The following is a 21,041-nucleotide window of genomic DNA, read 5'->3' as shown; positions in this document are numbered from 1 at the left end:
CAGAGGCCCGCACAAGGAGCGCCATGAAGACCTTGAGCCATCCTGAACTGCGCCGCGACGCTGTTCCCTCACTAAAAACCCGTCACCTGCTGGCCGCCTCACTCCTCCTGCTGGGAGCCGCCAGTGCCCAGACCGTCACCGAACCAAAAGGCGGCCTCGCTCCCGACCCGGCCAAAACCGGCGTGGCAGCCCTTCCCCAGCCCGGCGGCGCGTTGTTGCGCTGGACGTTGCCCGGCAATCAGCTGCCTGACGCTTACCGCCTGACCCGTGAGGGCGGCGGCGGCAAAGTCAGCCGCGACCTGCCCGGCATCGCTCCCAAGGCCGACGCCATCAAAAACGAGTGGGTCACGGCCCAGCAGTACGACTTCCTGAAAGCCAAGTTCGCCGCCCCGGTCAGCGATCCTTTTGAAAAGCTGGCCCTGCAACTCCAAACCCTAGCGAGTCCCGGCATCGCCCGCACCCTTAACCTGCTGATCACCGAAACGGGCCTCAAGGACGGTACCCCGTACAGCTACCGCGTCGTAGCCCTGCGCGGCGGCAAGGAAACGCTGGTGGGAACAGCCACGGTTACGCCCGGTGCGCCGCCCGCCGTGACGCCGCCGGGCAAGCTGAGCGCCACGCCGGAGCGCACCCGCGTCACGGTGGCTTGGCAGCGCTCCGGTGGGCAGGTCATGGCTTACCGCGTTTACCGCGCTGAGAACGGTGCAGCGCCGCAACTGCTGCAACCCTCGCCCTACTTTCCCACCAAAGACCCCGCTCAGCCCGACCGCGTGACCTTCAAAGACGACGCCCTGCCCCTCAAGCCCAAGACCAAATACAGCTATCAGGTGGCCGCACTCGATCTGTTCGGACGCGAGAGCGCCCGAACGGCGGTGCTGGTGGCCGATACGGGCGACGCCGAACCTTTCCCGCGTGCCAGTTTGGTGGAACCCATCATCACCTTCAGCGCGGACGGGCGCGTCAGCGTGAAACTGAACTGGAACGCCGTCAAGGACGCCCGTATTCTGGGCTTGACAGTTTACCGGGGCGACACGCCCGACACCCTCAAACCAATAGGCGAGGCGGCAGCGGGCAGCAGCACTTACACCGACACCACCACTGAGGAAGCCAAAAGCTACGTATACGGGCTGGGCTACAAGCTGGCCGCTGGCGTCACCGGGCCGCTGAGCATCCGGGGAGCGCAGCCGCTCAATCCCGCTCTGCCCGCGCCCCCCAGCGGACTGAGCGCCAAATTGGAAGACGCCAACACCCTGACCCTCAGCTGGAAACCCGCAGCGGGGCGGCCCATTGGTTACCTGGTGGTGCGCGGCGCGGCGGCGGATACGCCCAGCGAGCAACTGGTCAGTGTCACGCCCCGGCCCATCAGCGCCACCACCCTCAAACTGCGGCTGGACGCCTCGCCCGGCACCGGGATGACCTTCCGGGTCATCACGGTCAGCGCCTCGGGGGTCAGCGGCAAACCCGGCGAACCGGTGACGGTGATCACGCCGCGCATTGGCGGTGACGCGCCCACCCTGGTGGGTGTGGAAGCCCAGAACAGCGCCCTGAAAGTCAGCTGGACCTACTCGGACGCCGTTCCAGCGCAAGTAGAAGTCTTCCGGCAGAATCCAAAAGGTGATCTGGTGCTGGTGGCCCGGCTGCCCGGCGCGACCAAAACGTTCACCGACCGCAACGTGGCGGCCCCCTTCGCCTATGCTTATCTGGTGGCGGCGCTGGACGCGAAGGGCAAGCGCAGCGATCCGTCCAACGTGGCCGGGGGTGTGCCACTCAACATCGCGGCCACGCCGCAGGTGCAGGCTTTGACCGTCAGTGCGGGGAGTGGAGGCGCAGTATTGAGCTGGAAGGCGGACAAAGGTGCGGCCTCTTACGCCGTGTACCGCACGCGCGGGAATCGGCAGGAGCGCCTGAGCGTGGTGACCTCACCGAAATATACCGACGTTCAAGCCAAGACTGGAGATCTGTACCGAGTCGTTCCCCTCGAAGGCAGCGGCATTGAGGGCCAGGAAGCGAGCATCACCTTCAAATAGTGCAGGCACGACAGGTGGGGAGGCAGCGGATGTGATTGTCCCGCTGCCTCCCTTGCTTATGCTCTGTTCGGCGAACTTTCACCTGAGTCCTGCTCCCTTGCGTGAGTGCTGGGACGGAGCCAGATCGCGCTCAATGTAATCAAAAGCCAGCAGAAGACTGGAAAAGACGTGTCCGGCGTCGTCCGGTTCAGCGCTCACCCGTACCGTGAGGCGTCCCGCTTGGTTACGAACGCTCAGGTGATACTGCGTGTCGGTGTGGACCTCCCAACTGCTGGACTCGTCTGCTAAAGACATGGTTCACCTCTTTGCCGAAGGGTAACGGCGCAAGCGTGGCAAGGGCGTGACAAGGCGAGGTAAGGCTAAAGCCGCCGCGATGAGGGCGCATACTGAGAGCAGATCACCACGCTATTCTGGACAAATTCTCATGAAGCGGAGGCTCTTGGATGCTGGAACTGACCTTGCTGGGCACGCCGCGCGTCACGGTGGATGGGCAAGCTGTCAAACTCGCCACCCACAAGAGCTTGCTGCTGCTGGCACGGGTGGGCCTTGAAGGCCGAACGACCCGCGCCGAACTGGCCTCGCTGCTGTGGCCTTTGTCGGACTCTTCCACGGCCCGCCAGAACCTGCGGGTAGAACTCTACCGGTTAAACCACACGGCTGCTGGCGCGTACCTGCACCTGGAGCGCAGCGCCGTCGAGCAAGCCGGAATCTGGCAGATCGATGCACTTGATCCGGCACACGATCTGAATGGAACCGAGCTGCTGTCCGGTGAGGTGGCCGAGTCGGACGAATTGGGCGAGTGGCTGGAGAGCATTCGGGAAACCCGCCGAACGGCGGTCCGCTTTCGCCTGAGCGCCTCAGTGAGCCGACATGAGGCCGAGGGTGATCTGAAGGGCGCAGCGCGGGCGGCGCAGGCCATCACTGAACTGGATCCACTGGACGAAGCTGCCCAGGCCCAGTGGTTGCGGCTCTTGGTTCAGGCAGGTGAAACACAGATGGCCCGCGCCACTTACCAGGCTTATGCCGAGCGGCTGCGCCGGGAGCTGGACGCTGAGCCAAGTGCAGAGGTGCGCCGCTGGACCGAGGTGTCAACACAGACCTCGGAACAAACCTTGCAGGCCCCGCTGATCGGACGCGAGGCCCTGTGGCGAGAACTGCGGAGCAGCCACCTTCCGGCGCTGCTGCTGGGCGAACCGGGAGTGGGCAAATCGCGCCTGGCGGACGAGTTCAGCGCTCAGCATCGCCCGCGCCTGATCGTGCGCGGCCTTGCCGAAGCGCGGTGGTGGCCGCTGGGGGCGGTGACGGCGGCGCTCCGCTCCCTCTCGGAGCGGGGCCGCCTGCCCACGTTGGCCCAAACGGACCAAGGGTTACTCTCGCGGCTGATTCCCGAACTGCATGCTGATCCCGCAGCGGCCTCCCCACTGACCGGAGCCAGCCCAGAGCAGCGTCAGGCTCTTTTCGCAGCGCTGTCACGGGCCGTCCTGCCGGGTCTGAGGCGCGGCCTGTTGGTGCTCGATGACCTGCACGATTTCGATGATCTGAGCCTGGAAGCAGTTCGGTATTTGCTGGCCGAACTGCTCCGGGTGCCGCCCGGCGACCGCGCCCGCGTGCTGCTGAGCGCCCGCGTCCCAGAACTGGCCCACAATGCGGCGGCGACGGCTCTGGTAGATGAACTTGAAGGGCGCGGCGAACTGCGCCGATTGACGGTGGCCCCCCTGCTAGAAACCGACGTGCTGGCGCTGGTCAGAACGCTAGGACGGACCGAGGGCGGCACCCGTTTCGCGGCGCGGCTGCACGCGGCCACGGCGGGTAATCCGCTGTTTGTCCTCGAAACCTTGCGTCACCTGCGCGAGAGGGGCGATCTGACCGATGACGCAGGGGGCCAGTGGCAGACCCGTCATGACGAGCACACCGAGTTCTACGCCGAACTGGACTTGCCCGGCAGCGTGCTGAGTGCTGTGAAAGCGCGAGTCAAACTGCTGGGCGACGAAGTGCAGCGGGTGCTGGAAGCGCTGGCGATCATGGCCCGTCCGGTGCCGCTGGATATGCTGGAAGTACTGACCGGGCTGGACGCGTGGGCGCTGGCCTCGGCTATTGGCGCGGCCAGAGAGGCCTCTTTGATGGTGCTGCGTTCCGGGGGATATGCCCTGGCCCACGATCTCTACCGGGTCGGTGTCGCGGCAGGCCTGACTTCCGAGCGCCAGCAACTGCTACACCGCCAGGCCGCACTCACGCTGGCCGAGGCTCCAGCGGCGGCGCGTGAGGTGGCCGGACACTGGCTGGCTGCCGGGCAGCCCCAGCAAGCAGGTGAGTGGCTGCTGCGGGCAGCCAGGGAAGCGGAGTCGATTGCCGCGCACACAGAAGGGCTGGGCTTTTTGGATGAGGCGCTGGCCCTGCAACTGACCAAGGAAGTGCAGGCACGCGCCCACGCCCTGGCGTTTCAGCTTCACCTGGGCCTGGGGAACCTGGTAGAAGCTGAATCTCACCTGGACACCCTGCGGCGATTGGCCGATCAGCAACGCGACGAGGCCCTTGAACTCGAGGCCGAAGTGCATCTCGCCGCGCTGAACATCCAGAAAAGCGAGTTTCAGCAAGTGATTGCCATCACCGACCGGCTGCTGGACGCGCCGTTGCTGGGACCGCTGGGCGCACAGATGCACCTGGTACGGGGGATGTCACTGATTCGCCTGGCCCGTTTTACGGAGGCTGAGATGCATCTGCAAGAGGTCTTGCGCCTGGGCACCTTGCAGCGTACCCGCTGGAGCTTCCAGGTGCATTTCACATTGACCCAACTCTACTTTCCACAGGGGCGTTTCAGTGAGGCCGAATATCATGCGGGTCAGGCTGAGGCCGTTGCCCGTGTGCTGGGCGATCCCCAGACCATCGCGCGGGGTCTGCTGGGCCGGGGCGTGGCCGCCATTGCCCACGGCAAACCCGCTGAGGCCGTGCCGCTGTTGCGAGAGGCCCAGCAACTCGCCAGACTGCACAGTCCATTGAGCGTGGCCGACATGATCACGCTCAATCTGGGAACGGCACTCTGGAAAATCCGGCACCGTGACGAGGCCAGTGAAGCCTTCAAAATTGCCGCCGCCAGCCAGTATCTTCCGCCGGAAATACATGAATCGGCAACCTGGAACCTGGGCGCGATCAGTCTGGACATAGGTGATCTGGGACAGGCGCTGACCTACTGTGAGCAGGCCCTGGTCAGCGCCCAGAAGCGCGGTCTACCCAGCACGGTTTTGCGCCGCCGAGCATTCCTGGCCAACATCCACTTGCTATGCGGCCAGCCAGTGGACGCTGGAGAAGTGACGGCAATACAAATAGAAGCTGCACAACTCAACCTAGGTGAGATGGAACATCTGCTGGCAACGGTGGCCCTGCGCCGGGCACTGCTGTGCGGGACGGGGGAGGAGATTGAGACGTACGCCCACGCCCTGATACAAACCTCAGGCCCGGACGACGAGCAAGAATCTCATACCTTGCTCTTGGCGGAAGCCTGCTTTCACGCGGGCGACTTTGATGATGCGGCCCGCTGGATCGCCAAGGCCCCGCCCGGTGCTTGGCGCACTCGCCTGCGCCTGCGTTTGCTGAGAGAAATCGTCCACTGTCAGAGTACCGATGAGGGCCGCGCCGAAGTAGTAGCCGATGCCCGTCACTGGCTGGTGGCCCCTGCGACCGTGGCCCTGGAAGCGGCGTTCCTCGCTGCCGAACTGGCCCGCAACGGGCAGCCGGACGATGTGAAGGAAGCCAGACGCCGCGCCAATCTGCTGCTGGGCAGCCTGGAAGGACGGCTTGAGCGCCTGAGCCTGAGCCGCCTGCTGGCGTAGGGCTCTTGGACAGCAACCGTATTACGCTCCCCGTTCCCAGACCCCTTCCTGCAACTGCGTCAGAATCAGCGGCAGCTCACCGCCAAAGATCACTTTGCTGAGCCGCTCAAAGCCGCCCATCTGCAAGACCACCGGATTGCTGGGCTGATCAAGCGATTCCTGATCAACCACACCGTTGGCTTTGAGTTGACCGGCCAGTTTTTTTAGCCACTGCTGCTGCGGCTGCGTCCAGCTCCTTGATCCCAGCAAGCGGGCCAGCGCTGCGTCCACGCGGGCATCGAAGGGCTGGGGCGCTTCGTTCCCGGCGGCGGCGCGAATAAAGCCGATGATGCTGGCGGCGGCGTCCACCTGCTTTACGCTGGCAAAGGCGCGTTGCAGGCTGATCTCGCTGAACCCCTCGTGATCGAACGCTCGTCTCAGCTCATGCAGACTGCTGCGGGTCAGACTGCCGGGCTTGGTCAGCACCGTCAGCAGAGCGGGCACGCGGTCACGGTTGTCCTGCACATAGCGCGTGAAGCCGCTGAGGTAATCCTCGGCCCGCACGCCGCCGGGATACTCCTGCACCACAGCGGTTACGCGGTCTTCGTGGTCGCTGATAAAGATCGGCTGGCCGCCCCGCATGCGCCCGCCGTCCAAAATCTCCATGACGGTCTGCTGCTTGGCCACCAAGGCGGGCAAGGCGTCTGGCTCCAGTTGGCGCAGGCCAGCCAAGTACGCTTCCACGGTCTGCCCCGTCTCGCCCTCGAAGGTGTCGAGAGCGGCGGGCGTCAGTCGGTTCTTGATGCGCCCCAGCTTGGCGCTCAGCTCGTCGCGCAGCAGGGCGCGGGCTTCGCGGGTAGGCGCACTGGCAATGTCGCCCAGCAAGGTGGAAAAGCTGCGCTTGGGCTGCGTCACCACCGGCTGCATGGTGCTGAAGTCGACAATGGCCTCGTACGCCCGCACCGCATCGTAAATGCGGAAGGTGGTCTTGCCGATCTCATCGCAGCGGCGCGTGGCGCGGCCCAGCATCTGCTCGAACAGAATGCGGCTGCCCACCCGTCTCAAGAAGACCAGGTTGCTGATGCGCGGAACGTCGATGCCAGTGGTCAGCAGGTCCACCGTGACGGCCACGGTAGGAAGCAGCTCGTTGCGGTAGCGGCGGGTCAGCTCCAGCGGGCGGTCGCTGGCCCCAGTGATCTTGACCACCGCACTGTCGTCGAGTTCGCCGTACACCTCGCGGAAGGCGTCTTTCAGGAGCTGCACCACTTCGTCGGCGTGCCGGTCAGTGGCGCAGAAGATCAGGGTCTTTTCGGGGCCGTGCGGATTGAGTTGCTGGGCCAGCTCGGCGGCCACCGCCCGGTTAAAGCCCTGCGCGATGACCTTGCGGTTAAAGTCCTGCACTTCCAGGCCAATGTCGTCTGGGGCCTGGTACAGCTCAGTCACATCAGCGCCGGGCGTGTAAGTGGCAATCTCCTCGCCGCGTTTCCAGTGGATGCCGTTTTCACTCAACTCGGTTTTGATCAAGATGGGCGGGTCATGGTCGATCAGGTAGCCGTCCAGCACCGCCTCACGGTAGGTGTAAGCAAACACCGGCAGGCCGAAAATCTGGGTGGTGTGCAGGGCCGGCGTGGCGGTCAGGGCCACCTTCACGGCGTCGAAGTGTTCCAGCACCTGCCGGTATTTGTTGACGTAATCGGCCTCACTGCGCCAGCCCAGTTCGGCCTCACTCAGCTCCTTGTCCAAAGTGTAGCCCCGGTGCGCCTCGTCCACGACGATCAGGTCATAGGTGCCCACTGACGGCGGAGAATCCCCCAGCACGCGTCGTACCAGACCCTGCACGGTGGCGACGTGGACGCTGGTGGCAGTATCGATGGAGCCGTCGTCGATGGCCGTGAGGTTAAATGTTTCGGCAAAGGTTCGTGTACCTTCCAGGCGGGTGGTTTTGAAGTCGTTGCCCGCCTGCTCACCCAGCGTTTCGCGGTCCACCAGAAACAGCACGCGTCGGAAGCGCCCGGCCTTCAGCAGCCGGTAAATCAGGGCGATGGCCGTTTTGGTCTTGCCGGTGCCGGTAGCCATCGCCAACAGCATCTCTCGCTTACCGACCGCGACGGCCTGCTCGACCGCTTTGATGGCGTCTTTCTGGTAAGGACGCAACCCGACGGTGTAATCCAGCGGCTCGGTGGTCAGGACGCTGTCCGCCGCCTCAGTGTCCTGCTCCAGCATCGCTGAGAGTTCCGCCGGGGAATGCCAGCCGGGGAGGGGATGGGCTGGATTGACACCGCGCCGCGCGTCTCTAAACCAGATCCCGCTCTCGGCCTGGAGCTGCGCCAGATAAGCGCGTCCGTTGGTGGCATACAGAAAAGGAACCCGGTAAGCGTTCTGTCCTTCTCCCCAGGGGCCATAGGGCAGCGTCAGTCCGGGCGTGTCCAGGCGGAAGGTGCGGCTGTAGCGGGCTGATTGCTCCAAGCTCCCCACGACTGCTTTGTTCTTACGCTTGGCCTCCACCACAGCGGTGGGCGTCGTGCCCATGAACAGAGCGTAATCGGCGGGGCCGCTGGAGGTGGGCCACTCGGCGATGGCGAGGTTGCGGCCTTTCTGTGGCCGCGTGCCTTTGCTGTAACGCAACTGAACAGTATCCACTTCCCAGCCAGCGGTTCGCAACTGCTCGTCAATCCGCTCGCGGGTCTGTGATTCAGTCAGCTCGATCCTGGAAGCGGCCAGTCCGGCAGCGATCACAACCTGTTCAATGTGCTGAAGACCACTGGCCTGGCGCTCGGCAAGCAACTGCGTCACCTGCTCGGCTTGACGCCGGATGGCGTCTTCAGCGTCCAGCAGCTGGCGTTGCAGTTCGGCGGCAGTGAGGGAAGGCTCGGGAGGCACGAAGGCCCCGACCGGATAGTCCGGTTCAAAGAAGGTGCGCCAGTACCACAGACTCAGAATCCAGGCCGACCGAAGCTCAGAGAGCGCCTGGGCCGAGTCGCCCTCCAGAGTGTGGTTGGCCCGGTTTCCTGATTTGCGGATCTCGTGAAAGAGGCGGGCCGCTTCCGGCGGCACCACCGCTTCCCGCGTGAGCCGCTCGAGAAGGGCCAACTGCGACTCGCCGGGCACCAACAGCAGACCGGTGCGGGCCGCCACGTTCTGCGCCAGCAGTTCAGCGAACTGACGGGTCTTCATCAGGGCGGTGTTGGCGTCGTCAAGCCAGTACTTTTCAGCCAGACCGCCCACCAGCGCCAGTTGCGGCTCCTGCAGGGCCAGAAAACTGAAATTCCCCTCAGACATGGTGGCCAGTGTCCTTCACACAACGGTGCATCTTTACAGGGTACGGGATATCGACTGAAATGAACGCCGCGAGCACAGGAACTCCAGCGAGTAACAAGCTTCAGTCTCACATCCGAAATTTGGATCTACTGCCGACGACACACCTGAGCGATGGGCCTGCCCCGATTCTGCGGTTCTTCCGCTGATTCTGTGCAGTAGACCATTTCAGAGGTAAGTTCGCTGAACTCAGGTGGTGCAACACCGTCTTCGACGTCATGTTTTCGGGTTTTGAAACTGGGACAAAGACTCAGCCCTCACCATTGCACGGAAATGCTGGAAGAAGCGCAAAACTGGGTCACCCTCACTAACGGGGAGGCCCAAGGGCAATTCAAGCATATGCACTGTCCCTCTCCATCCATCCTCACAGTCATTGGAATGCCAGCAGGGGACTGAGATGGCGCTTGAGCTGTTCAATCCGGTCTGACAGACAGGACTTCGCCGTCGCCTCAATGAGCGAACTGGACAGGTCAACCGCCAAGATGTCACCGCGCTGAGCTAAAGCCTCAAGCTCTTGCCACTGTGCGGCACTTAAATGCTTTTTGAGCATCAATTGCAGAGTCGAGCGCTGGGCCACCCACTGTTCTGTAGGTGAAGCGGCTCTTAGCTGCTCAAGGTGTGCGTCAGCTTGCTGCTGAACCAAATGCTCAGCGGCTACTTTCTGTTGTTTTAGAAGCTGTCGGCGCTCTTGAAGCTGCGATTCAGGCGAAACAACTTCTTGAAGAATCTCGTACTTGTCCGGACGCTCCAGAAAATCGGCCACCAATCCACCCGGATTACGGACGCTCCCAACAGTGCGCTGACGAGAGGCTAGAAATTGCAGGGCAGTTTCCACTCGGTCAGGATAACGGCTAGCCAGAATCGTTGCCCGCGTGACAGCCACACCAGCCTGCCGCAGCAACACCACCAGCACCGGATCTGCGGCATTGACGTCCGCAAAGGTGTAATGTGCGACCGCCTTCTTACCGCGTCCTTCGATCACTGCGCTTTCCAGATATCGGTTGGCGATCAGCTCCTGGTGCGCCGCCTCCAGAGCGCGGCGCACCAGATCACTACGGTCAGCAGTCAGTCCAGTGGCTTGTCGCCACTCTGTAAGGGGCACACGCAGCTCACTCAGCAAAGTACCGTCGTCTTGACGGCGGTGCGCCTGCATGGTGCGGTAAAGCGCCCGAGCGGGCGGCTGCTCCAGCTGATAGAGCAGTTGGCCGTCTAGCACCTGTGAGATACCGGCCCGGATACTGGCGGCAAGTTGCTCACCCAGCCGGATACTGAGAGTCGCGTCACTGTCAAGCGTACTCAGTTCACCATCATCCTCGCTATCTCTGTAGCGCAGTCCATCCAGAAAGCGCACCCCGACGTTGTCCCAGGCTACCTTCTGGGATCTGGTTAGGGTAGTCTTTCGACCCACCAGGATGCTGGTGAAATACAACCGCCGGATACTCTGTCTCAGGCGGTGATAGTTCTCGCCGTTGTTGGCAAGCCCCATCAACTCCCGAACTTCATAAGCCGTGGTGTGCACCCAGTTGTCCTCAGGACAGCCGTTGGCGACAAAGAGCGTTTCCAGAGATACCAATGTATCGGTATCGATTCCGTGGGGACGTCCGACTGGCGTTATCGCCTCAATTCTGAATGTTCGACCGTTGACGGTGAACTCGGTTTGCCAACTGGTGATTTGCTGATCGATTCGGGAGTGCATGCTGATCACGCCAAAGCGAGCAAAATTCAGCTCATCATGCAAATTTGGAGTTTTTGGCTTGTTCGGCATCCGTGCTCCTGTTGTTGTTCTTTAACTACTTTAAAAGATATAAAAAAACAACAACAAGGACAAATCTGACGAGCGTCCCAGACGGCTTTTTCCAGTTTTTCCCCGCAAAGGTATCGCTATTTTGTCTCCAAATCCCGCAAAGGTATCGCTAGTTTTGGAATGTTTCCCCGCAAAGGTATCGCTAATGGTCTGAATGGAGTCCTGTGGCTTCAAGAAATGTGTAAATAACGTCCAGAACGGGTATCAGCCATTTTCCCCGCAAAGGTATCGCTATGGGAAGCTTTCCCAAATCCCGCAAAGGTATCGCTATTCTTTTCCCAAATCCCGCAAAGGTATCGCTACAGGGTGAAAGCAGGCTCAACCCTGTCTAGGCCAGTAGTTATTGAATTTCAATACAAAAATCCCGCAAAGGTATCGCTACTCTCCAGTCGATGTCCAAGCGCTCAAAATTGGCTTTATGGGTCATTTTCCCCGCAAAGGTATCGCTATTGGCAAACGGTGATATGGGTCTGAAGACGAGCCAAATTTAAGACTGACAAAGACTGTCCGATTTCTGAGAGCCAAGAGTGAGAATGACTGTCAGCGAGTAAACAGCTTCGGCACTTCCGAGATGGATGGCCCGCACTCCAGATCTCCTTTGAGCACAGGCTTTCTCCAAAGTAGCTATTCATCTTATTTGATGCGATCATTTAGGGCAGCACCAGCGGCAAGTTCGGGTAAGCGCTGCGGTAGTGGGTCTCGTCGAGCGTCACCAGACCGGCTCCGAGTGAGAGCGCATGTGCACCGATCAGAAAATCGGCCAGGATGCGTCTGGGCTTACCGCCGCCAGATTTGCTCCTTCTTTTGGCATATGCGCTGTAGGCCCGGCCACTCGCCTGCCAGATGGATTCACCCGTGTCCCAATCGACTTGAATCTGGCCCCGCTTCAGGAAGCCGTCCAGGTGATTCGGCGTATTGCCTGGAGCGGCCAGCAACTCAGCGTAGACGCTGCCGTGAATGATCAGCGGTCCGGCGGCACGTAGGACATTCAGGGCACTGGAAATGCGGTGGGCGTTGGGTTCGGCACTGAGCAGCGCGCTGAGTACGTTGGTGTCGATGCAGTGACTCACTCCTCGGCGTCTCCATCACGCCGCTCTCGCCAGAAACTTCTGGCGTCTTGAGGCAGTGGCGGGAGGGTGCCGATGAAGGCGTCGAACGGGTTGTCCTCCTGGGGCGTGAGCAGGGTGATGGTGTTCCCTTCGATCTCAAAGACCAGGCCGTCGCCCTGTTTCAGTCCCAATTTTTCGCGCACCTCACGGGGCACCGTGACTTGCCCCTTGCTGGTCATCGTCGCAATTACACGCATGGCTTCCTCCTTACGAAAGACTATAATGGTAAGGCGGCTAGAAGTCACGTAGGTAGATTGCTCACCTGAAGCCATTGCTGAAAATTTCTACAGTCGTATTTGGTGAGCTTTTTGCCGAAAGAATCGTCAGGCAATGGGGCGGAAATTCGTTTTCGAAAGGAATTCTCTTCATGTCTGAGGAAGTTCGATGTTCTTTGAGCGCTCCTCCTGTGCTCTTCGCTCCGTATTGACCTGTCAGTGACCGATGTAGTCCATGATCTCGTGGGTGCCGACGGCGAACTGAAGGTCACTTGGGCCTGGGTCACTGAGGTGTCGGACATCTGCCCAGATCCGGGCCAGCACGGCCTCAGATGTGGGAACGGATGTTGGACCGGGACCGGTCAAGGCGTCACAGATCAGCGAGACATGGTCTGAGGCATGACGGGGCAGTAGCGTATCCAGGTGCTGCGTCAGGTCTTCAGGCAAATGGGCTGTCCGCTGCTGCGTCAGGCTGTACCAGACGGCAGCCCGGACGAGCAATTCCTTTCGGTGGGCCACCACCTGACCGCTGGGTGGAAGAATCCGCAGGGCTGGCCAGTCCAGTCTCGCAGGTATGTGGGTCGTATTGGGAACGCCGTGCTGCTGGATGACCTCGACTCGCCGCTTCTCACTCCAACGCTCGATCAGGTGCTCCCGGTTCGCCCAGTTCACTTTGGCGGCGGCTGGCGATACAGCCCGTAGCAGAGCGGGCAGTTCCGCTTTCGTCAGGAGGTGAGGCCATACAGGTCTCTGGGTCGGAGGGACTGGCGGTGGACGTGGGTCCGCCGGAGCCAGCAGCGCCGGGATCACCAGGACGACGACCTGGGCCTGCACTTTGGCGATGTCCGCCAGGAACCAGGCTTCTGGGCGGTCGATCAGGACCGTCGCCTGTTGCTGTTGCCGGGGGTCACGGAAGGGGAACTCGAGGACGGTTCGTTTCGGCGGTGATTTGCCCTTGGCGCGCCGCAGGGCCTCCCGGATGGCCAGCTGCTGGGTCTGGTGATCATCTGGCCAGGGCAGCAGGATCTGGCCGGACTGATGCGTCAGGCGGGTAGCCACATCGACCCAGGTGACCCGCGCCGCCATCTCCTCATACGCCGCGTCCCTCGGTTCCCGTCCGGTGGTCTTCAGCGGCGACTGATCCGGATGCACTTCGACGATCCGCAGAACCGGGTGCGTCGACGGAGCCAGCACATCGGTGACCCAGGGCGCACCGTATTGCCAGCCGAGTGGGTTACGCAGCGGCGGCTCAGCCCAGCGGATCAGCAGTTCCACGTCGCGCTCGCTGAGTTTCAGGGGACTGAGCGGCAGATCCTTGATGGACGCAGCCCGGGTCTTTCCTGCCTCAATATCCTGATTCCGGCGTTCGATGGCGTTCCGGGTGCGTTGCACCACCTTGGCGATGGCGTCCGCGCTCACGCCGTGAACGGTCAGGGCCGCCAGCAGTTGCTGTTCCGGCAGCATCCAGCGAGCAAACGACCGTGGGGCGTTGTTCGTGGAGTCCACCGGCTCTGTGCTCAGTGTGCGGGTCAACTCCTGAAGGTAGAGGAGGGCGGTGAAGGCGGGATACAGCTGCGTCATATTGGGTGGGTGGATGCTATCCCATTCATGCCGCTGGGCGATCAACTCACTCTGGTTGAGGTGCTGTTGCCCGCTGAGGGGGACGAGACCGGGCCATACGACGTTGTCGTACGTGCAGTCGAGACCGTGCTGTGTCCGCACTGCCAGGGCAGGCACGCCGTGCGGCATGATCCACCGATCACCGTGCTGCACCTGCCATTCGGAGACCATCCGGTGCGATTGACGATCACCGAGGGGCGAGCGACCTGTCCGGACACCGGGTTGCTGGTGATGTGCGAGTTGCCGGACCGTCAGGGCAGAGTGACCGGTGCTTTGGCCCGCTACATTGTTCGCCGACGGGGACTCGAACCTCAGCGGGGCCTGGCGGCTCGGCTGCTGCTTTCCCCATCGGCAGTCCAGCGGCTCCATGACGCAGCCCGGCGGCGGCTTTCTTCACCGGCAGACCAGTCTCCCCGGACCGTGCCTGAACCCGAGGTCAGCCGCATTGAACGGCTCGGACTTGATGATATCTACATCGCCAAATCACGTTTTCTGGTGGCGGTCGATCTCGATACCGGGCGCATCCTGGCCCTCCGGAAGGTGAGTAGCATCATCCAGGGCAAAGCCGACCAGGTGGATTTACCAGGATTTATGACTGACCTGCCGGAGACCAAGCAGGTGGCACTCGATATGAACGTCGAGCAGTTTCAGGCAGCCAAGGCGCGGTGGCCGTCTGCCATTTTCGTCGTGGACAAACGGCATGTTCTGCAGGTGGTGGACCGGGACGTGCTGACGCTGGCGGCGCGGGTGATGCTGGAGCGCTGGGAGGATGACGCGATCGGGCAGGCCCAGGCGTTGCGCCAGTTCGGTGCGGCGGCCTACCCGTACCTGAGTCTGCGGACCCTGGTGCTGCGCCGCTGGCGAAACTTGACGCCAGCGGACCTGGCATTCTGGGCGCTCCTGAAAGTGGAGGGGGGAGAAAGTGCGACGTCACCGCCCCAGCTCCTCTGGAGGGCGTATCTCTTCCGGGAAGCGCTTTATGAGCTGTACGACGTGACCCGTCCACCGAGCGACTTCAAGCGTGGCTTGGAACTCTGGAGAGAGGATGTGCGGCAGTGGAGCCAGCGGGTCAAAGACCCAAGCACAGGTGTTTCAGCCCCGCTCGGACGGATCCTTTGGGCGCTGCGTCAATACTGGGACGCTTGTCTGGCCTACGCCACAACCAAAACGACCAACGCCGATACCGAACTGGTGAATGCTCAGATCCGGCGCAATCTGCGGCGGGGCCACCGGTTTGTGCCTGAGTCGCTGGTTCAGCTCGTCAACCAGACAGCGGACGCTCGGCGCGCTCCACCGCTTCAACCTCCCGCTCCAGTCATCTGGAAAGCACGTCCGGTGTCTCAGGTGGTGGCATTGGAAGCCAGTCCGCAGAAATGGTCTGCCGAGATCACCAGGGCTGACCGGAATTTGCCCCGGCAGTCTCCACTGCTTGAACTGACCGTGCCCGTCTGGGCGTGGCTGCACCGTCCCCAAGATCCGCGTCGCCGGGCAGGGGAGCGCTGGTTACACGAAATCGTCAAGTGTCTGCCTGCCGCTGAGCGGACGGCCTGGCAGCTCTGCAACTCCGGGCAACCAGAAGGGATTCCCGATTTCACCGTCTCGATCAGCCAGTTGGAGCGGTGGCGCGCAGTGGTCCATCACCGCTACGTGGTGACCCAGTTGGAGCGCCTTGATCCCAGTGAGGCGCAGCGCCAGGTCACTCTGATGGATCTGAGGGTGGATGATCTGGTCTCCCGCTGTCCGGATCTTCACCGGGCAGTGGGAGACCTCTATCGGAGGCTGGCAACTGTGGAATCCTTGGTGCTGTCGCCTGAAGACGAGCAGATCATGATTCAGGTCGTGACTTGGCATTCTCTGGTAAGTGACCTCGAACTGCGAGAGTAGATGTACCGGCATGTGCCTCAGAAATACTGGGCCACAGATGACCTCTGGGATCACTGCTGTCGCCTGATGTGTTGTAAAAACTCTTGACAGACCCATGATTCAGATGGGAGATGGTTCTTACTTGGACTGAAAAGAGGTTGGAGGTGGCATGCAGGCGGCTCAATCGTGGCAGTGGAGGTATGTCAAGAGTATATGAGTTTTTAGTGAGCATTCTCCAGAAATCAGTGAAAGGAATGATGACTCAGAGGGTATTTCTGAATCAAAGATTATGCCCGCTGATGCAAAACCCGCTTGGCATCACTTTTTGCACACTTATGATTCCAGCGCGGGTTAGGTCCAGTTCATTGACCCGTATCGGTTCAGTGTTGGTTCGTGGAGGGTCCAGCATGCTTGATTGATCATATCAAGTACTACTAAAGATATTGATTGATCAATCAAGGGAGAAGTATGCGTGGTATATGCGCTGTGTTTTTGGGAGATCCAAGGTGAATATGCCTCACTTCGTCCAAGGGTATCCCTCACTTCGTCCAAAAACTTCCCTCACTTCGTCCAAGTTTTGGAGTGGGTCTAACGGGGTTTTGGCTAGATTTGGGGCAGTTATCCACAGGTTCGTGGCTTGAACCGGAGTAGAAGTTGGACGAAGTGAGGGAAGTTGGTCTCCAAAGTTGGACGAAGTGAGGCGTAAAGTTGGACGAAGTGAGGGATTTGGTTGGACGAAGTGAGGGATGGAGAGCAAAGAATATATACGCGAGAGATGCCACCTTTCCTGATGAGGTGCCATCACTTCCATTTTTATACTCAGTCCAAGTTGTAACTTTGTTCGTTTGTTGATTTGTCACTTATCAAGTAAATTCTATCTTCAACTGTTCAGCTCAATTTATGTCAAGATTGCAACATGATCATTGGCGTGTTGAGTCGTAAAGGTGGTGTTGGAAAAACAACGTTGGCTGTTCATCTGGCCGCAATGCTTGCCAGACAGGGAAAGACTCTTCTGGTGGATGAAGATGAAACCCGCAACGCCACGACCTGGAGCCGTAGTGGGAAGATGCCCTTTACCGTGGCCGGAGTCATGGAACTGGCCAGGGAAGCGCCGAGGCATGAGCATGTGGTCATTGACTCACGCGGCGGCATGGATCAGGCGTCCATGCGAGATCTGTACAAGAGCAGCGACGTCGTGGTGATCCCGGTGGCGGCCGAGTTCATGACGATGACCACGCTGGTTCAGACCCTGGATGTTCTGAGAGACGTGGACCCAGCACTTGGGAAGGCCAGAGTCGTGCTCACCATGACCCGGCCAGGCCGCAAACTCGAAGATGCCCGTACCGCCCTGGCAGATGTTGGTCCTGCACCGATTCAGGCCACAGTGCGCTACTCAGAAGCGTTCAGGGACGCAACGGAACAGGGGGTACTGGTACGTGACGTCAGAGGAAACCGCCTGGCCAAGAGCTGCTGGCAGGACTGCGAGGAAGTCTTCCGGGGGCTGGCGTGAGCGGCAAGTTCTCTGAGCTTGGCAAAGTCGGCAGCGGTCTCAAAGCGGCATTGACCCCGGAAGTGGTCAGTGCTGAGAGTATTCAGTCGCCAGCGCGCCCGCGACGATTGGCGTCACAGCAGCAAGCCGAGCCGAGTGTTCGGCCCACCAAATTGGTGCATGCCCGCGTGGATCTTCAGACCCGCAAGCAATTCTTGCAAGCGCTGCTCGATCTGCAAGATCACTTCGTTGAGGAGGTCACGCAGGAAGAAGCCATCGGCGCACTGCTGTATCTGGTGACCACGTATCAGGATGCCCGTGAGCAGTGGATCGATGCCATTGCCGAGTTGAGAGTACGCCGCTGATCTACATATTTTTGGTTTTTTCAGCATCGGCGATCTGGATGCTTCCTGCCCAGCCTGCCCGCTGGTTCAGCGTGTGCTGGCAGTACCTGAAGTGGTCTGCGGTTACCAGTCACGGTTGATTGCCTTGTCCTGGGTGCGGACGTGGTTGACGTAGATGGCGCTGGTGTCCATGCTGGCGTGGCGCAGGTGGTCGCGCACTTCCAGCAGATCGCGGGTCTGGCGGTAAATCTCCGTCCCCGCCGTGTGGCGCAGGCCATGAACGTGCCGCCCATCGTAACGGACTTCAGAAACTGCGCACAGCTTGCGGAGTTGATCACTGACGCCTTTGCGGGTTTTCAGGGTCAGCACCTGTATCCCAAGTTGTGGGGCCATGGTCAGCCACTGCCGTAGCGCCTGCTCAGTAGATTGACTCAGCGGCACCTCCTGACGTTTTTGCCGTTTGCTCATCACACTGAGGTAGGGCCGCTCGCCGTCCAGGTGCACGTCGGTGTGGGTCAGTGCCAGCATCTCGGAGACCCTCAGGCCGCAGTGCGCGTCCAGCAGCAAGATAACGGTCTGCTGTGGATCAGCTCGTATCAGTAATTTCTTTATGTCCGCCTGACTATAAGGCTTGCGTTTTTCCCAGGCCGGTACCGGATCACGCGCCGCCCGTACGTCGGTCAGCGGCGCGGCGTCGCTGGCCCCGGCCCAGCGGAGTGCTCCGTACAACGCTCGCGCGGCGGCCAGCCTGATCTTGACGCTGCCCGGCATTAACCCTCTGTCTTCCAGATGCCGGGCTTAAGAGTAGCCGTCGTTAGGTCGGGGTCGCAGTAAACTCACGCCACCCGGCACCGCCCAAGCCAGAAAGGTTCGCAAGCCCTGGCGATAACTCGTCAGGGTATGGGGGCTGACCCGCGCTCCCCGACTGCCCCGCGTTACCAGGAAAGACTCGGTCAATGACCACAAACCCTCTTCATCCGTGTCCCGTGCCCAGCGTAGAGCGTCTTTGCGTAGGGCATCGGGATCCAAACGGGCCAGACGTTCGGCGCGGCCACTCAGATCCAGTCGTGCGGCCATGATCTCCATGGTCATGTGCTCAGGCTAACAGGTTACTTGTGAAAGTCGGCGGCAGTTCGCCTGAGTGCGTCATAAAAGTATCGATTATGCCGGTGATAGCGACCTCGTCTTGACCTTGCAAGACGTGGCAGGATACGCCCTCTCGGGCGCGGCTTCGCTGCGCTTGCTGCTCTGGCTCTACGGGGAGGCCGGCACCGGCGAAGGAACATACAGCGAAATATTAATGACTATTCTCGGAGACCTCTCCGAGACGGTAAGCCCCAAGTATCTGGCGAATGACGGAGACCGCGAGCGCCTGGGCGCACTCATCTGGGGTAAGCGGGTGGCAGCATGCGCCGAAGCGGGGAACGCACGACTGGACGCTGAGAGCCTGAAAACGCTGAGCGGCGGCAACCGGCTCAGCGTGCGAAAGCTCTTTTCCGCCTGGTTTGACCGGTATTCGTGGCGGATCGAAGAAAAACACCTGCCACACGCCCCGTCGGCTCGCACGACCTATCTCCTTCAGGTGGGTCAGGACGGCTTCACCTTGCTGGATGCGATTCGGGCGTATGACACCGATCCGTCGCTGAACATCTTGTGGGAACGTCGTGCTGTACAGATACTGCGACGGGTTTGGGAGCACCACTTTGAACGGCAAGCGGAAGCTTGCCGTTGGAAAGAGCCTGGGGAATGGCTGCCGACGGGTGAGTGCGTTCATTCGCCGTACGATCCGGAAGCCCATTTCAGCGATAAGCGGGGCGTGAAATGGCTGGGATACAAAGTGCATTACACAGAGACCTGCGATCAGGACGGCGTTCATTTGATTGTGGACAGTGAGACCTGCTTTGCCGAGATTCCCGATGTGGCCAGTACACATGCCATTCAACAAAAACTCGCCAAGAAAGAGTTATGCCCTCAGGAGCATCTGGTGGATGCCGGGTACACCGATGCCGAACTGCTGGTCACCAGTCAGCAGCAGCAAATTACCCTGATTGGTCCAATGAGGGTCAATAGCAGTTGGCAAGCCAAAGCCGGTCAGGGTTATGATCTGCCGCATTTTTCGATCGATTGGGATCGGCAGCGGGCCACCTGCCCAGAGGGCAAATCTTCGACAAAATGGCGTCCTGGAAAGGACGCTTTCGGAAACGAGATCATCCAACTGCAATTCAGCCGATCCGACTGTTCCTCGTGTGCTGCTCGGTCGTTGTGCACACGAGCAAAAAGCTCGCCACGCCATATTGTGCTGCATCCTAGGGAGCAGCACGAAGCGCTGCTCTGGGCACGACAAGAGGAGCAGTCCGCGACTTGGTTGGCCCGGTATCACGTGCGTGCAGGGATCGAGGGCACGCTTTCTCAGGGGATTCGAGCGTTTGGACTCCGGCGTACCCGCTATGTGGGACTGGCAAAAACAGCACTTCAACATGCCACCGTCGCCGCAGCAATCAATGTGGTGAGGGTGACTGCCTGGCTGGCTGACACCCCAAGAATAACGACCAGGACGTCTCGGTTTGCCTCTCTGTGCCTAACCGCGTGAAGCCGATTACGCTGATGAGTTTCTATACCAACGGGCTGTTGCAGGCCAAAAGATTCAGATGCAGGATCTGGTTGAAGCCTGTTTGATGCTACTTGCTGACGATACCTACAGCAAGCAGGTAGCTCGTAAAGTCGCGGAACTCAAACGCGAGAAGGCCGAGATGAAACTCCGCCGTGAACTGGGCGAGTAAACGACTTACATCTTTTATATATTCATTTTTTGATAAGAACTCTTATCAAACGGTGCTGTTCTTCACGAGAGGGTGCTAGAGCGGGGCCGGTACGGGGCAGCCAACTCCTGAAGTTCCTCAGCGCTGAGACTAAGCGCTTCGGCTGCCACCGCTTCTTCCAAGTGATTCATCTTGCTGGCCCCGATAATCGGCGCAGTCACTCCTTCTTGATGCAGGGTCCAAGCCAACGCCACCTGTGAGGGCCGCACACCGTGCGCCTGGGCCACAACCTCCACCGCGCTCATCACCGCTTCGTCGGTTTCGCTGCCGAACAACGCCTTACTCATGGTGTCGCTGCTCCCACGGGTGGTTCGTCCCTCACTGCCCCGGCGATTACCCGCCAGATAGCCCCGTGCCAGTGGACTCCACGGCAGGAATCCAATGCCTTCCTCACGGCACAGTGGCAACATCTCCCGCTCTTCTTCCCGGTAAAGCAGGTTGTACTGGTCTTGCACGCTCACAAACCGCGTCCAACCCTTGAAGTCGGCCAAGTACTGTGCCCGTGCAATTTGATACGCAAAGTGATTGGACGCACCGATGTAGCGCACCATGCCGAGCTTGACCAGATCGTGCAACGCTTCGAGCGTCTTGGAGTGAACCCAAAGCGCAGGACCAGCAGGCAAGTCACTT

Annotated in this window: 15 protein-coding genes; 6 read left to right on the top strand and 9 right to left on the bottom strand. The window is 60.6% G+C overall.

Going from position 1 to position 21,041, the window contains the following annotated elements; translation table 11 throughout:
• The first annotated feature begins 23 nt into the window (after positions 1-23).
• Positions 24-2,027, top strand: a complete 2,004-nt coding sequence (locus FNU79_RS09850; protein WP_143720685.1) for a hypothetical protein — start codon at positions 24-26, stop codon at positions 2,025-2,027.
• Between the two features lie 78 nt (positions 2,028-2,105).
• Here the strand turns inward: FNU79_RS09850 and FNU79_RS09845 are convergent, their stop codons facing one another.
• A complete protein-coding gene (locus tag FNU79_RS09845) occupies positions 2,106-2,321 on the bottom strand; it encodes a hypothetical protein (RefSeq protein ID WP_143720684.1) in 216 nt (71 codons plus the stop codon).
• Positions 2,322-2,470: 149 nt separating this feature from the next.
• On the opposite strand from FNU79_RS09845, the gene FNU79_RS09840 reads away from it, so the two are divergent.
• Positions 2,471-5,854: an ATP-binding protein gene (locus FNU79_RS09840; RefSeq protein ID WP_143720683.1), complete on the top strand. Its 3,384-nt coding sequence runs from the start codon at positions 2,471-2,473 to the stop codon at positions 5,852-5,854.
• Positions 5,855-5,875: 21 nt separating this feature from the next.
• On the opposite strand, the gene hsdR is transcribed toward FNU79_RS09840, so the two are convergent.
• The 5 genes from hsdR to FNU79_RS19100 all read right to left on the bottom strand — a co-directional run bounded on the left by hsdR (position 5,876) and on the right by FNU79_RS19100 (position 13,857).
• Entirely contained in the window at positions 5,876-9,112 is a 3,237-nt protein-coding gene (gene hsdR / locus FNU79_RS09835) for a type I restriction-modification system endonuclease (protein ID WP_143720682.1), read from the bottom strand.
• Between the two features lie 406 nt (positions 9,113-9,518).
• A complete protein-coding gene (locus tag FNU79_RS09830; RefSeq protein ID WP_143720681.1) occupies positions 9,519-10,913 on the bottom strand; it encodes a replication initiator protein A in 1,395 nt (464 codons plus the stop codon).
• A gap of 689 nt (positions 10,914-11,602) precedes the next feature.
• Complete coding sequence (locus tag FNU79_RS09825) at positions 11,603-12,022, bottom strand: type II toxin-antitoxin system VapC family toxin (protein ID WP_143720680.1); 420 nt, start codon at positions 12,020-12,022, stop codon at positions 11,603-11,605.
• Complete coding sequence (gene mazE, locus FNU79_RS09820) at positions 12,019-12,258, bottom strand: type II toxin-antitoxin system MazE family antitoxin (protein WP_143720679.1); 240 nt, start codon at positions 12,256-12,258, stop codon at positions 12,019-12,021. Before mazE ends, FNU79_RS09825 begins: the two co-directional genes overlap by 4 nt.
• 234 nt (positions 12,259-12,492) lie before the next feature.
• Positions 12,493-13,857 (bottom strand): hypothetical protein, encoded by a 1,365-nt coding sequence (locus tag FNU79_RS19100; RefSeq protein WP_185974665.1) that lies wholly within the window; start codon positions 13,855-13,857, stop codon positions 12,493-12,495.
• A gap of 27 nt (positions 13,858-13,884) precedes the next feature.
• On the opposite strand from FNU79_RS19100, the gene FNU79_RS09810 reads away from it, so the two are divergent.
• The 3 genes from FNU79_RS09810 (at position 13,885) to FNU79_RS09800 (ending at position 17,613) form a co-directional block, all read left to right on the top strand.
• A complete protein-coding gene (locus tag FNU79_RS09810) occupies positions 13,885-15,780 on the top strand; it encodes a transposase (RefSeq protein ID WP_185974664.1) in 1,896 nt (631 codons plus the stop codon).
• 895 nt (positions 15,781-16,675) lie between these two features.
• Positions 16,676-17,269: a ParA family protein gene (locus tag FNU79_RS09805; protein ID WP_143720676.1), complete on the top strand. Its 594-nt coding sequence runs from the start codon at positions 16,676-16,678 to the stop codon at positions 17,267-17,269.
• Positions 17,266-17,613, top strand: a complete 348-nt coding sequence (locus FNU79_RS09800) for a hypothetical protein (protein ID WP_143720675.1) — start codon at positions 17,266-17,268, stop codon at positions 17,611-17,613. Before FNU79_RS09805 ends, FNU79_RS09800 begins: the two co-directional genes overlap by 4 nt.
• A gap of 102 nt (positions 17,614-17,715) precedes the next feature.
• On the opposite strand, the gene FNU79_RS09795 is transcribed toward FNU79_RS09800, so the two are convergent.
• Entirely contained in the window at positions 17,716-18,363 is a 648-nt protein-coding gene (locus FNU79_RS09795; protein ID WP_143720674.1) for a tyrosine-type recombinase/integrase, read from the bottom strand.
• 27 nt (positions 18,364-18,390) lie between these two features.
• Positions 18,391-18,684 carry a hypothetical protein gene (locus FNU79_RS09790; RefSeq protein WP_143720673.1) on the bottom strand — a complete coding sequence of 98 codons (294 nt, stop codon included), beginning with the start codon at positions 18,682-18,684 and terminating at the stop codon, positions 18,391-18,393.
• A gap of 94 nt (positions 18,685-18,778) precedes the next feature.
• Between FNU79_RS09790 and FNU79_RS09785 the strand changes: the two genes are divergently transcribed.
• A complete protein-coding gene (locus FNU79_RS09785) occupies positions 18,779-20,182 on the top strand; it encodes a transposase (protein ID WP_143720672.1) in 1,404 nt (467 codons plus the stop codon).
• A gap of 252 nt (positions 20,183-20,434) precedes the next feature.
• Here FNU79_RS09785 and FNU79_RS09780 read toward each other — a convergent pair whose 3' ends face one another.
• A complete protein-coding gene (locus FNU79_RS09780) occupies positions 20,435-21,034 on the bottom strand; it encodes an aldo/keto reductase (protein WP_225430003.1) in 600 nt (199 codons plus the stop codon).
• Between the last annotated feature and the right edge of the window lie 7 nt (positions 21,035-21,041).

Origin of the sequence: Deinococcus detaillensis, from assembly GCF_007280555.1 — a bacterium.
In the GTDB taxonomy this organism is placed as follows: domain Bacteria; phylum Deinococcota; class Deinococci; order Deinococcales; family Deinococcaceae; genus Deinococcus; species Deinococcus detaillensis.
Note: the sequence above shows the minus strand (reverse complement) of the source record. Positions and strands in the feature narration are given on the sequence as shown.